At 34.4% G+C, this 12,724-nt stretch carries 13 protein-coding genes; all 13 read left to right on the top strand.

Features of this window, described 5'->3' with window-relative positions:
• Window positions 1-147: 147 nt before the first annotated feature.
• Window positions 148-555 (top strand): hypothetical protein, encoded by a 408-nt coding sequence (locus SYNTR_RS09140; protein ID WP_156204226.1) that lies wholly within the window; start codon window positions 148-150, stop codon window positions 553-555.
• A 459-nt stretch (window positions 556-1,014) separates the two neighbouring features.
• Window positions 1,015-2,154 carry a non-hydrolyzing UDP-N-acetylglucosamine 2-epimerase gene (wecB, locus tag SYNTR_RS09135; RefSeq protein ID WP_197079089.1) on the top strand — a complete coding sequence of 380 codons (1,140 nt, stop codon included), beginning with the start codon at window positions 1,015-1,017 and terminating at the stop codon, window positions 2,152-2,154.
• 444 nt (window positions 2,155-2,598) lie between these two features.
• The gene (locus tag SYNTR_RS09130; protein ID WP_243140177.1) at window positions 2,599-3,333 is read left to right on the top strand and encodes a DUF421 domain-containing protein; all 735 of its coding nucleotides are present in this window, start codon (window positions 2,599-2,601) and stop codon (window positions 3,331-3,333) included.
• 33 nt (window positions 3,334-3,366) lie between these two features.
• Window positions 3,367-4,806, top strand: coding sequence for a phosphoglucomutase/phosphomannomutase family protein (locus tag SYNTR_RS09125; RefSeq protein WP_156204225.1), 1,440 nt, complete (start codon window positions 3,367-3,369; stop codon window positions 4,804-4,806).
• Between the two features lie 237 nt (window positions 4,807-5,043).
• A complete protein-coding gene (locus SYNTR_RS09120) occupies window positions 5,044-6,207 on the top strand; it encodes a sensor histidine kinase (protein ID WP_156204224.1) in 1,164 nt (387 codons plus the stop codon).
• On the top strand, window positions 6,208-6,849 hold the full coding sequence (locus SYNTR_RS09115; RefSeq protein WP_156204223.1) for a response regulator: 642 nt from the start codon (window positions 6,208-6,210) through the stop codon (window positions 6,847-6,849). It begins immediately after the preceding gene.
• Between the two features lie 61 nt (window positions 6,850-6,910).
• A complete protein-coding gene (locus tag SYNTR_RS09110) occupies window positions 6,911-7,219 on the top strand; it encodes a hypothetical protein (protein WP_156204222.1) in 309 nt (102 codons plus the stop codon).
• A 384-nt stretch (window positions 7,220-7,603) separates the two neighbouring features.
• Window positions 7,604-8,323, top strand: a complete 720-nt coding sequence (locus tag SYNTR_RS09105) for a ComF family protein (RefSeq protein ID WP_156204221.1) — start codon at window positions 7,604-7,606, stop codon at window positions 8,321-8,323.
• A 19-nt stretch (window positions 8,324-8,342) separates the two neighbouring features.
• Complete coding sequence (locus tag SYNTR_RS09100; protein ID WP_156204220.1) at window positions 8,343-8,759, top strand: TIGR03826 family flagellar region protein; 417 nt, start codon at window positions 8,343-8,345, stop codon at window positions 8,757-8,759.
• A 191-nt stretch (window positions 8,760-8,950) separates the two neighbouring features.
• On the top strand, window positions 8,951-9,250 hold the full coding sequence (locus tag SYNTR_RS09095) for a flagellar biosynthesis anti-sigma factor FlgM (protein ID WP_156204219.1): 300 nt from the start codon (window positions 8,951-8,953) through the stop codon (window positions 9,248-9,250).
• Between the two features lie 12 nt (window positions 9,251-9,262).
• Window positions 9,263-9,775 carry a flagellar protein FlgN gene (locus SYNTR_RS09090; protein WP_156204218.1) on the top strand — a complete coding sequence of 171 codons (513 nt, stop codon included), beginning with the start codon at window positions 9,263-9,265 and terminating at the stop codon, window positions 9,773-9,775.
• A gap of 59 nt (window positions 9,776-9,834) precedes the next feature.
• Window positions 9,835-10,203, top strand: coding sequence for a four helix bundle protein (locus SYNTR_RS09085; RefSeq protein WP_156204217.1), 369 nt, complete (start codon window positions 9,835-9,837; stop codon window positions 10,201-10,203).
• A gap of 279 nt (window positions 10,204-10,482) precedes the next feature.
• Window positions 10,483-12,708 (top strand): flagellar hook-associated protein FlgK, encoded by a 2,226-nt coding sequence (gene flgK, locus SYNTR_RS11575; RefSeq protein WP_197079088.1) that lies wholly within the window; start codon window positions 10,483-10,485, stop codon window positions 12,706-12,708.
• Window positions 12,709-12,724: the final 16 nt, after the last annotated feature.

Here is a 12,724-nt window from a genome sequence, read left to right as displayed (position 1 = left end):
TTCCTTTTTTAAAAGGAAGCAAAAGAACCGTCCCCGTGCTTCCTCCGTGTGTCCGCGTTTCCGTGTTTTGTTTTGACTTAATGTTGGGAATATATTACTATATGCCTAAATAGTATATTATCCTCTAATAAGAAAAGGAGGAATTGTATGAATCAAGAATTAATTCTAAAGGCAAAAGAGCTTATTAATGCAAATTATATCTCGACAACCCTCAGTACTGTAGATAAGGAATATAATGTTAACATAGCAGTAATATCAATAATGGAAATGATAGATGATGAAACAATTATCTGTGCACGCTTTGGAGCAGATTTAACGCATGCTAACCTAAAAGAAACCGGAAAGGGAGTATTTTTAGTATTATTAACAGATAATGAAAGAACAAAAGATGGTATAAGAGTATATGTTGAATTAAAGGAAGATCAAACCCAGGGTGAATACTACGACCGTATAAAAAAACGCCTAGACCAAACTAAATATTGTAATTTTGAACTGAAAAATTGCTGGGTGTTTAAGGTGACAAAGATACTACCCGTTTCTATGCTGAAACGGTAATTATTAATTATTAATTTTTAATTCTTAATTAAGGAAAAGAAAGAGAGCTTTGTTCACATAACAATTAACAAAACATATGATAATCAAGGAACACAAGTTTTCTAACATTAAATAAAAATTAAGAATTCAAAATTGATTCTGCTGCAAAAAGTAACTACAACAAACTTAAGGCTGAGCAAACATGTTTATCTAAGTCCTTAAATAGCAAGGCGTGGTGCATAGATTACGGCTAAGTATAAATAAAAAATCATTTTAGATAATAAGTGCTAAGCTAAAATGAAGGTAAAGACCGATGAGTGGCGTGATAAACAAGTTAGCTAAGCCGATTCCATAGTCTAACTTTACCTTTTCGCAGTAAAACCAGAACTCAAAATTCAAAATTAAAAACCTTACTGGCGTAGGTAGTTATGATCTTATAGACATGCTAAGTTTTAATAAAAAAAGGAGAAGTGCAAAGCAATGGGTATACATCTAGGAAAAGTAATGGTGGTTTTTGGTACCCGACCTGAAGCTATAAAGATGGCTCCAGTGATAAATGAGTTAAAGATGGAAGAGGATATAAATACTATTGTTGCTGTAACTGCTCAACACCGAGATATGCTAGATCAGGTTTTAAACCTTTTTAATATAAAACCCGACTATGACTTAAACCTGATGAAACAACAACAGGACTTATATAGTGTAACCTCAGAAGTTCTTACTGGGATGAAAGAAATACTAGAAAAAGAAAAGCCTAGTCTAGTATTAGTACATGGTGATACGACAACAACCTTTGCTGCAGCTTTAGCTGCGTTTTACCAAAAAATACCGGTTGGGCATGTAGAAGCAGGGTTACGTACCAAGAACAAATACTCTCCTTTTCCAGAGGAAATGAACCGAACCCTAACTGGAAAACTAGCAGAGCTACATTTTGCTCCAACAGATACATCAAGGGAAAACCTACTCCGTGAAGCAGCAGCTAACTTTAAAATATGGGTAACAGGGAATACTGTAATTGATGCTCTATTAACAACAATAAAAGATGATTATCAGTTTCCTAAAGAACTATCTAAAATAAATTTTAATAACCGGATTTTACTAGTAACAACCCACAGAAGAGAAAACTGGGGAGAAAAAATGCGTCAGATTTACGGTGCATTAATTGACCTGGTTGAAGAATTTACAGATATAGAAGTTGTTTTCCCAGTGCATAAAAACCCCATAGTAAAAGATATAGCCCATGAAATGTTAGGAGATAAAGAGCGTATACACCTAATCGAACCACTAGACTATGAACCATTTGCCAATTTAATGAATGCATCACATATTATATTGACTGATTCAGGAGGGATGCAGGAGGAAGCACCTTCACTAGGAAAACCAGTTTTAGTTTTAAGAGACACCACAGAACGTCCAGAAGCAGTAGAAGCAGGGACAGTAAAACTAACAGGAACAGTACATGAGCATATATACAATGATACCAAGCAATTATTAACAAATACACAAGAATATGAAAAAATGGCTAAAGCCATTAATCCCTACGGTGACGGCAAAGCCGCCAAAAGAATAATAAAAACAATAAAAGAATTTTTATATGTAAGAATAGGAAACCTAAATTAAAAAATTCTTAATTAAGGATATGAATGCTAATTGCTTTTTTATCATCATAAATAGCTAAACAAAAAATATAATAAAAATGCTTAGTTTTTTACATTAATTAAAAATTAAGAATTTAAAATTGATTCTGCTGCAAAAAGTAACTACAACAAGCTTAAGGCTGAGCAAACATGTTTATCTAAGTCCCGAATAGCAAGGCGTGGTGCATAGATCACAGCTAAGTATAAATAAAAAATCATTTTAGATAATAAGTGCTAAGCTAAAATGAAGGTAAAGACCGATGAGTGGCGTGATAAACATGTTTGCTCAGCCGATTCCATAGTCTAATTTTAGCTTTTTGCAGTGGAATCAAAATTCAAAATTAAAAGCATAGCTTTTTGTATAATTTACATCCTCTCTGGCAGACTAATATAGGGGTTTTTTTATTATTTCCAGGGAGGTTAGTTTATGCAACTAGAACAGGCAATGGACCCTTACATTGCAGCAGTATTTAAAACAGCAATGGCATTTGCTGGTATCCTAGTTTATGCACGAATTTTAGGGAAACAACAAATGAGTCAGCTGACATTTTATGACTATATAACTGGTATTACATTTGGTAATATAGCAGCTATGATAGCTGTAGACCCAGGTTATGAAAACGTGTTTTTATACCTATGGATATTAACTGTTTTTGCATTTTTTAACTACTTAATGGGTGTAGTAACTGAAAAAAACAGAGCTGCACGTAAACTAATAGAAGGTGAGCCAGTTATACTTATTCATAATGGAAAAATATTAGAACATAACATGGCAAAAGCAAGGTATAATATGGAAAACCTTTTAATGCAATTGAGAGAAAAGGATGTTTTTGATTTAAATGATGTAGAATTTGCTATAGCAGAAACTGATGGAGTTTTAAGTGTTCAGAAGAAGGCTGAAAAGCGACCAGTTAATCCTTCAGACTTAAATATATCACCAGACTATGAAGGAATACCTTCAGAACTTATAATAGATGGGGAGATTATATACCAAAATTTAAAGCAAAATAACATTGATGAAGCATGGTTAATGAGTGAACTAAAAAGATTAGGTTACAATGGACCACAAGGCATTACTTATGCAGCCATAGATAAAGATAAAAACTTATATGTTGATGAAGATAGAGATCGATTAGATGATATTATTGATATTTCAGATTAATTTATCCATACCCAGTCATTAAGGAGGATTTATATGTCTATAATCAAGTTTGGAACTGATGGTTGGAGGGCTATTATAGCTAAGGATTTCACCTTTGAAAATGTAAAAATAGTAGCACAAGGTATAGCTAGTTATGCAAATAGTAAAAACTTAGGCAAAAAGGGAATAGTAATAGGCTATGATAATCGTTTCATGTCCGAAGATTTTGCAGCTCAATGTGCCAAAGTCTTAGTAGGTAACGGAATAAAGGTATTTCTTCTTAAAAAAACAGCACCTACACCAGTTACAGCATTTGCAATTCGTGTAAACGAAGCTGGTGGAGCGATTATGCTTACAGCAAGTCATAATCCACCCAATTACAATGGTATAAAATTTATACCCGAATATGCAGGACCGGCATTACCGGATGAAACGGATGCGATTGAAGAAGAAGTTAATCGAGTAATTGAAGGAGCTCGTGTTTATGAGCTTGAACTTGAAGAGGCTAGAAAGCTTGAACTATTAGAGGATATAGATGTAGATAAAGAATACATTGCACATCTAATGAAAATAATCGATGTAGAAAGCTTTAAAGAAAATGACCTAAAAGTTGTAGCTGATCCGATGTTTGGTGCAGGTGTGGGTTACCTAGATAAAATATTATTAGAGCTAGGCTGTGAAGTAAGAACTATAAACAATTATCGTGATGCCCTTTTTGGAGGTAGCATGCCAGAGCCAACCGTACATATACTATCTGACTTAAAACGCTCGGTAGGAACATATTCTGCTGATTTAGGCTTAGCACTAGATGGAGATGCAGATCGATTTGGAATTATTGATAAAGAGGGCAATTTTGTAACCCCTAACCGTTTTTCATATTTATTATTAAATCACATACTAAAAACCCGATCATTCCGTGGTCCGGTAAGTCGCTCTATAGCAACTAGCCATATGCTAGACAGAGTAGCAAAACGCAATGGATTAAGTGTAATAGAGACACCAGTAGGATTTAAATATATTGGTGAAGCCATGCGAGATAGAGCCTGTATTTTAGGAGTAGAAGAAAGTGGAGGACTAAGCATATTTGGTCACATTCCTGAAAAGGATGGAATACTTGCATGCCTATTAGCAGCAGAAATGTTAGCTAAAACAGGAAAAACCTTTGATGAGCTATCTGAAGAATTTTATGAAGAATATGGAAGTGTTGTTAGCGAACGTTTAGATATTGCAGTTAGACCAAAAGAAAAAGATGAAATATTGGCCAATATGAAAGCATATCACCCTAAATCAATTGCAGGAGTAAAAGTAGACACCTATAGTGACAAAGAAGGAAATAAGATAGTGTTAGATGATGGTAGCTGGGTGCTAATACGCCCCTCCGGGACAGAACCTTTATTTAGAATATATGTAGAAGCCGTAGAGTCAAATGGAGAAAACAAACTAAAAGAAATTCAACAAGAAGTCCTAGAAGCTTTAGGGCTAACGAGAAAATAAAAACAAGACTTTTCGCCAAAACCTGACCAAAGGTCAGGTTTTTTCATGCAATTCAGACAAAAAAGAAGGATTTTTGGAAAAAATGGATAACTTTATATATAGATCACGGCTAAATATAAATAGTTTAGATTTTTGCAGTGAAATCAAAACTAAATCTCTACAAGTACCAAAAACAATACCTAATAATAAAATAAAACTATATAACAAATTACTTACTCTAGCAAAAAGGTGGTTTCTATGTCACATAAAGAACATAATAATGCAGCAGAACTCATACACCTAGATGAGGTATTGTCACAGGTGGTAGACGTCCTGAATAAAGGTCAGGATGATATATTTGAAATAGCTGATAACTGTACCAAACAACTAACCCGCCTTAAAACAGAACTTGAAAACTTACGAATACAAATAAATGAAAAAATAAATGAAGTAGATGAAGCTGAAAAACAAGAGCGACTAGCCCGCCATAGATTAGTTGAGGTAAGTCGCAATTTTAGGTCTTACTCAGAACCAGATATAAAAGAGGCATATAATAATGCCCAAGATCTTCAACTAAAATTAAATAGTTTAAGACATGAAGAATATAACTTACGCCAAAAACGCGAAGACCTCTCTCGAGAAATACGCAGGTATGAAGAAATAACAAAAAAAGCAGATGACTATTTAAAAAATACTGGATACGCACTAAAGATTTTACAGGGAAATGTCGAAAAAATATCTGAAAGCATTGAAGAAACATATAGAAGACAGCAAATAGGTATGTGGATTATAGAAGCTCAAGAATCCGAAAGGAGAAAAATAGCAAGAGAGCTTCATGACGGCCCTGCTCAGATACTAGCAAGTATGCTAATCAGATTAGATTTAGTAAAACACTTTATAGAAAATGATACAAATAAAATAAGTGATGAAACTGATAATGTGAAAAAAATGGCTAAAGAAAGTCTAGGAGATATACGCCGAGTAATGTTTGACTTAAAACCAACTCCACTTGATGAGACAGGCCTTATTAATTCTCTTAGGCAATATTTTGATGACTATGAAGCTAAATACAATATGTATATAGAATTTGTTGTTTTTGGAGAAGAACATAAATATGATTCATCCCTAGAAATTGCTCTTTTTCGCCTAGTGCAGGAAGCTATAACCAATGCTAGAAAACACTCAGGAGTAAACCGTGTATTAGTAAAAATACAGGATAATGGAAAAAACCTACTTTTAATTATCAAAGATACAGGTAAGGGTTTTGATACTGAAGAAGTTTTACACTCTGATAAGGAAAGCTACGGAATAATGGGTATGAGAGAACGAGTAGAACTATTCGGTGGCAAGATAGATATAATATCCAAAATAGGATCGGGAACCCAAGTTATAATAGAGGTACCAATAGAAGGGGAGAGGTAAATGGACAAAATCAAAGTACTAATAGCAGATGATCATGCTTTAGTAAGGGAAGGACTACGAAAACTATTAGAGCTTGATGAAAAATTAGAAGTAATCGATGAAGTTGGGGATGGACAGGGTGCTATAAATATTGCACGAAAAGCGAAACCTGACATTATTTTAATGGATGTAAACATGCCCGGTACGGATGGTATATTAGCGACTAGGATAATAAAAAGAGAATTACCAGATGTTAAAGTTGTTGCTTTAACCATTTATGAAGATGAAGAAGTAGTTGAAATGGTAAAAGCAGGGGTCTCAGCTTATGTTTTAAAGGATGTTGCAGGAAGTGAATTAATTGATACCTTGTATAAAGTTCTTGAAGGAGAAGTTGTAATTCACCCTAAAGTGGCTAATAGATTAGTTAGAGAACTTTCTAAATCTGAACGCAAAAAAGATGAAGTCAAATTAACCAAAAGAGAAAAAGATGTCCTTATTTTATTAGTAAAAGGATTTTCCAATAGAGAAATGGCTGAAACAATGTTTATCAGCGAAAAGACCATAAAAAATCACCTTACTAGCATATTTAGAAAGCTAGGAGTAAAGGATAGAACTCAGGCTGCGGTACATGCTCTAAAAAATGGAATTGTAAGTGAAGAATAATCCAGGAATCAACCCCCCTCCCCTCAGCATAGTATATACAAAGGGGCTAAGGGGAGGTCTAATGGTGGTAATTCTTCTTAAGGTGGCCAGTTTTTGCATATGGTTGACAATAATGATTGTTTTGATAATAGCCAGCAAATCAATAAAAGAATCTCCGGTAAATAAGGTTAAGCTACAGATAGATGATGATGAAGATATTGAAATGTTTATACGAGGTGCACTCAGAAAACTAAATGAAAAGGACAGGTTGATAATTGAAACCCTACCTAAACACCGATATAACTACCAAGCAAGATTAATCACAAATCGAATCCTAAGAAAAAACCCATCAATCATAATACAATACCCAGAATCAATAATAACAAATTAAATAATGCTTCTGCTGCAAAAAATAACTACAAAGAACTTAAGGCGTGATAAACATGTTTGCTCAGCCGATTCCATAGTCTAACTTTAGCTTTGAGCACTGAAACCAAGAATTAAAAACCAATTATCACCAACAAATGATTGACATTATTTTAGGGGAAGACGCTATTAACCTATTATATTATGATATAATTAAACATATTAAGATAAAATCAAACAAAAATCATGTATACATTTTCTATATTTGAGACTGCTTGAATCATTTAAAATCCTGTACTTATCGAAGAGGGAGAGAGATAAGATGATTGTTTGACTGTTTTGTCACGACAATCAGATAAGTTAAGATTTGAATATTATATCGTAAGGGTAGTTGTTTGGGGTGGGTTAATTGATAAACTTTTTATTAGACATTTTAATACCTCAACAAATATGTTGTTTGTGCAGAACACCAGGGAACTACAAACGTAGACAACCTTGGTGCAATGAGTGCCTTAAGAAACTTCGAGATCTGCAAACAACTGCTCCAATATGCCAAAAATGTGGTAAATACTTATGTGAAGAAAAAACTATATGTATTGATTGTTCAACAATGAACCCTACATTCCACATAGCACGCGCTGTTGGTCCATATGAAGACACATATAGAATAGCAATAAAAGTTCTTAAATTCTTAGGCCGAAAACACCTTTCTATAATAATGGGATATATGATGGCAGAGGTAGCTAGAGCTGAGCCAGAATTTTGGCCTATAGATATACTAGTACCAGTACCCATATCTGAGGGAAGTCTTAAGCAAAGAGGATTCAATCAAACAGAAGTTTTAGCTAAGGAAATTAGCAAACATATAAAAACAAAAGTTGATAGCAAAAGCCTAATTCGAGTTAAAGAAACTCCTTCCCAAAGAGAACTATCTCGAGAAGAAAGAGAAAAAAATCTACTTTGTGCATTTCAATTGAAGGATAATAGCAAAGTTAAGGGGAAGAATGTATTATTGATAGATGATGTCTATACTACTGGTTCAACTAGTAAAGAATGTACTCGTGTATTACTAGAAGGGGGAGCACAAAGAGTATCTGTACTAACTTGGGCTACTGGTAAAGGCAACTAAAACAGAGGAGGGTTTACGGATGGCAGACCTTAGAAACTGTCAGGAGTGTGGTAGACTTTTCGCTTACCAAGGAAAAAACCGATGTCGCAAATGCCAAGAAAATGAAGAAGAAGAATACTTAATTGTTAGAAGATACATTAGAGAGCATCCAGGAGCTAGTGTTTTTGAAACTTCAGAGGCAACCGATGTAGAGGAAGAAAAAATCCTTCAATTTCTACGTGATGGTCGCTTACAATCAAGAGGTTTTAAAAACGTACTTGAATGTGTAAGCTGTGGGCAAAAAATATCCCAAGGAAGATTTTGTGACAACTGTACTAACCAACTAGCAGCAGATTTCCAAAAAGTAGCCCAACCAAAAAAACCAAGAAAACAAGAACCCGAACCAAAACGCCGCCAAACAGATAGGATATATACTAGGGGAAAAGATGAGGGCTAATTTTTAATTTTTAATTTTGAATTCAAAATTAACTATCAAGCATTTAGCATGTATATCACACCGAAAAAAAGAGCAATAGAACGAAAATAAAAGAATAATAAATATAAACAAGCGCAATTGCTATTAAGCTTTGCGTTTTTTTATGCGAAAATATAAAATAATAAGAAAAACACACTAAGGTGGGAAAAACAATGTTTATATCAAAAGCACAAGTGCAAAACCTTTTAAAAACATATGGTAAAGACAACAAAAACAAAAACATCCAAAAAACCACTGAAGTAAAAGGTGCTGCCAAAAAAGATAAAATAGCTATATCAAATGAAAGTAAAACCAAGCAAAAAGCTATGCAATCAATCAAAAAATCAGATGACTTACGTCAAGACAAAATAGATGCGGCAAAACAAAAAATATCTACTGGAACCTACACCAAATCAAATGATGAAGTTGCGGAGAAAATGATAGAGCAAGCCATAATAGATAAGCTTATCTAAGGAAGTGAGATAATGCATAATCTCCTAAAAGTATTTATAGATACAATAAACAAACAAAACAAAATCTTTGATCAGCTAGTTCAACTAGCAGAGGAAAAACGCGAATCTATAATACTAGGAAAAATACAAGAACTAGATAAACTCATACAAAAAGAGGGCATCATAGTCTCTAATCTAGAGAAAACCGAAGGTGCCCGTTTTAAATTACAAGAGCAAATTGCTAGCAAATTAAAACTAAAAACCGAACAAATGAATGCAGAATTCATAATAACAGCCTTACAAAAAAACAATCATGTCCTATATATAGACCTAAAAGAAGCAATAGAACGCCTAGACTATAACCTAGCGCGCTTAAGAGCCCTAAACGAAGAAAACAACGAACTAATAAACCAATCCCTAGACTACATATTCTCAATGCAGGCGGCCATAGAAGGGGACATAGCCGGAACCTACTCCCAAAAAGGCACCCAATCCGACGAAACCCCCTCCCGCCCCAAAAAAAATATAATAGATACAAAGGGGTAAATTACTGTTAATAATTTTTAATTTTTAATTATGAATTTTTAATTAAGGACTAAAAAAATATGAATATAAAACGAAATATTATTAAAGACAAAAGTTATTACTTTGCATTGCAGGTTATTAAAACTTGCCGGTATTTAGCTAAAAAAGAAAATGAATATGTTATATCTAGGCAATTAATGAGATCAGGTACTAGTATAGGAGCAAACATCGAAGAAGCATTAGCAGCAGGTAGCAGAAAAGATTTCATTCATAAAATGACTCTAGCATCAAAGGAAGCAAGGGAAAGTTCTTATTGGATAAGGTTATTAAAAGACAGTGGCCTTATTGATGAAGAAGAAGGAAATAAATTACTAGAAGAGGCAAACGAATTAGTCAGACTACTAACCTCTATAGTAAAAACAACCTCAAAAACAGAACAGGAAAAATAAAAAGAAACTGCGACAGCAGTTTCCACCACAATTAAGAATTAAAAATTAAAAATTTAAAATTAAAAAAAAGAGGCAAACGAATTAATTAGACTACTAATCTCTATAGTAAAAACAACCACAAAAACAGAAAAAGAAAAATAAAAAGAAACTGCGACAGCAGTTTCCACCACAATTAAGAATTAAAAATTAAAAATTTAAAATTATAAATACAATGTAAACCCGTCAGCAAAGATGGGTCTAATCTAATTATAATAGAACAATTAAAAGAGAGGTTATTCCATGTCAAATTTTATGAGTCTAGAAATCGGCAAAAGATCAATAATGACCCACCAAACAGCCCTTAGCGTAACCGGTCACAACGTTTCCAACGCCAACACCCCCGGTTACTCTCGGCAGGTGGCTAACATAACAACAAATCGCCCCTGGCATGCTCCCATGCTTGCAGGCAATGCTCCAGCTGGTCAAATAGGCACAGGAGTAAAAGTAGAAGACATCCAAAGAATGCGCGATGCATTCCTCGATTACCAAATTCGCAACGAGAACAAAACCGCAGGTTACTGGGACTCTGTCCAGCAAAACCTATCAAGGGTAGAAGTAATCCTTAACGAACCCTCAGAAGAAGGGCTAAGAGCAGTTATGGATATGTTCTGGGAATCATGGCAAGACCTATCAGTAAATCCAGAAAGTGAATCAGTTAGAGCAGTAGTAGCTGAGCTAGGGGAAACAGTTGCTGATGCCTTTAACAATACCCATAGACAACTATTTGAACTAAAAGAAGACGTAAACAGCAACGTAAAAATAAAAATAGATGAAATAAACTCCTTAGCCGATCAAATAACTGATTTGAATGAACAAATACAAGGAATTAGCATAGCAGGTAAACAACCAAACGACCTATTAGACAAAAGAGACATGCTACTAGAAGAACTTAGTCAAATAACAGACATAAACGTATACGAAGAGCCGCACTATGAAAACGGTGGACAAACTCAAAGCTATAGTGGAATGGTTACTGTCCAAATTGGTGGCAGAACCCTAGTACAAGGTCACAATTACACCCCACTATCAACAAAACAAGATGAAAACGGCATGCACATGCCTGTTTGGAGTGATACAGGGGCTAAAGCTAATATAAATGGTGGGGAACTAAGAGGCCTTCTAGACTCCCGAGGTAAAACAGATTTAGAACAAGATGCAAACTCAAACTATAAAGGCATTATCCAAGAAATGATAGATGACTTAAACAAACTAGCCAAAACAGTAATAATCGGAACCAACGATGTTCATCGTGGAGGCTATAGCCTAAACAACAAATCAGGTACTCCAGATGGAACTAATTTTTTCAAAATGCCTAAAAACCCTGACGACATTGAAAACTGGGCACAACTAATGAGCTTAGACACCACTATAAAAAACGACTCTAATAACATAGCAGCAGCTAGCAACAGAACATGGGAAGACGGAGAAAAAGTAAACTTTGGTGATGGCTCCAATGCATTAAAAATTGCTCAGTTAAAACAACATATGAAAACTGATAAAAATGCGTTTAAAACTGGTGAATTTGAAGGTAATAACTTTCCAAAAGAAATAGGTGGAGAGATGCTAGTTAACATTCAAGGCATTGAAGACCTTATAAAAATAGAAATACCCGAACAAGAAATAAAAGATCTAAACGAACTAGCGACAGCCATACAGCAGCAACTAGACAATAATGAAACATTAAGAAATGAAGACATAAAAATAAATGTCAGACTAGATGGAAACACCATTATATTTGAATCACCAAACTCAAGATTTCATGGAGTAGAAGATGGTGAAAATGATGATGGCTTATTAGCGAATTTTGATACAGATGACATCAAAGCAGTACTTAACTCTAATTATACCGTGTTTGCTAGTGAGACAGATTTAGAATTTGGAGAAAATATTGATGGAGCCCTAACCTTTCAATTTGATGGTGAAGAGGATGAAACAATAAGTATAAATATAAATGAGGATGATTTTGACGATATTAACGATTTAGTTGTAGCCATACAAGAAAAGTTAGATGAAGATGAAATAAACGTAAACGTCCGCGCAGATGGTGACACCTTACTTTTTTACTCCCAAGACCCTGATTTTAAAGGGGTAATTGATGGAGATGGAGATGAAGATGGAAATGACTTCTTATTTGGTGATGATGAACCAGTTGAAATAAACCAAGTGCAAATAACCAACATAAACGAAAACCTTATCAAAAACGCTACCACCGACGACTTCTGGCGTTCAGTAGCGGCTAATGTAGGAGTAAAATCACAAGAAGCCAAAAGAATGGTAACAAACCAAGAACAACTACTAGGAGAACTAGAAAACAAAAGACAATCATACTCAGGCGTGTCCCTAGATGAAGAAATGACCAACATGATAAAATACCAACACGCCTACAACGCAGCCTCAAGATACATAACAACAATAGACGAAGCCATAGAAACCATAGTAAACCGAATGGGCTTAGTAGGAAGATAACTATATAATTTTTAAT

This window comes from Candidatus Syntrophocurvum alkaliphilum, assembly GCF_009734445.1.
GTDB classification, from domain to species: domain Bacteria; phylum Bacillota; class Syntrophomonadia; order Syntrophomonadales; family Syntrophomonadaceae; genus Syntrophocurvum; species Syntrophocurvum alkaliphilum.
This window is presented reverse-complemented; position numbering and strand designations above follow the sequence as displayed.

Excerpts from the sequence above, each read along its gene's own strand:
- SYNTR_RS09140 (WP_156204226.1), top strand. The coding sequence starts at position 148 with ATGAATCAAGAATTAATTCTAAAGGCAAAAGAGCTTATTAATGCAAAT.
- wecB (WP_197079089.1), top strand. The coding sequence starts at position 1,015 with ATGGGTATACATCTAGGAAAAGTAATGGTGGTTTTTGGTACCCGACCT.
- SYNTR_RS09130 (WP_243140177.1), top strand. The coding sequence starts at position 2,599 with ATGCAACTAGAACAGGCAATGGACCCTTACATTGCAGCAGTATTTAAA.
- SYNTR_RS09125 (WP_156204225.1), top strand. The coding sequence starts at position 3,367 with ATGTCTATAATCAAGTTTGGAACTGATGGTTGGAGGGCTATTATAGCT.
- SYNTR_RS09120 (WP_156204224.1), top strand. The coding sequence starts at position 5,044 with ATGTCACATAAAGAACATAATAATGCAGCAGAACTCATACACCTAGAT.
- SYNTR_RS09115 (WP_156204223.1), top strand. The coding sequence starts at position 6,208 with ATGGACAAAATCAAAGTACTAATAGCAGATGATCATGCTTTAGTAAGG.
- SYNTR_RS09110 (WP_156204222.1), top strand. The coding sequence starts at position 6,911 with ATGGTGGTAATTCTTCTTAAGGTGGCCAGTTTTTGCATATGGTTGACA.
- SYNTR_RS09100 (WP_156204220.1), top strand. The coding sequence starts at position 8,343 with ATGGCAGACCTTAGAAACTGTCAGGAGTGTGGTAGACTTTTCGCTTAC.
- SYNTR_RS09095 (WP_156204219.1), top strand. The coding sequence starts at position 8,951 with ATGTTTATATCAAAAGCACAAGTGCAAAACCTTTTAAAAACATATGGT.
- SYNTR_RS09090 (WP_156204218.1), top strand. The coding sequence starts at position 9,263 with ATGCATAATCTCCTAAAAGTATTTATAGATACAATAAACAAACAAAAC.
- SYNTR_RS09085 (WP_156204217.1), top strand. The coding sequence starts at position 9,835 with ATGAATATAAAACGAAATATTATTAAAGACAAAAGTTATTACTTTGCA.
- flgK (WP_197079088.1), top strand. The coding sequence starts at position 10,483 with ATGTCAAATTTTATGAGTCTAGAAATCGGCAAAAGATCAATAATGACC.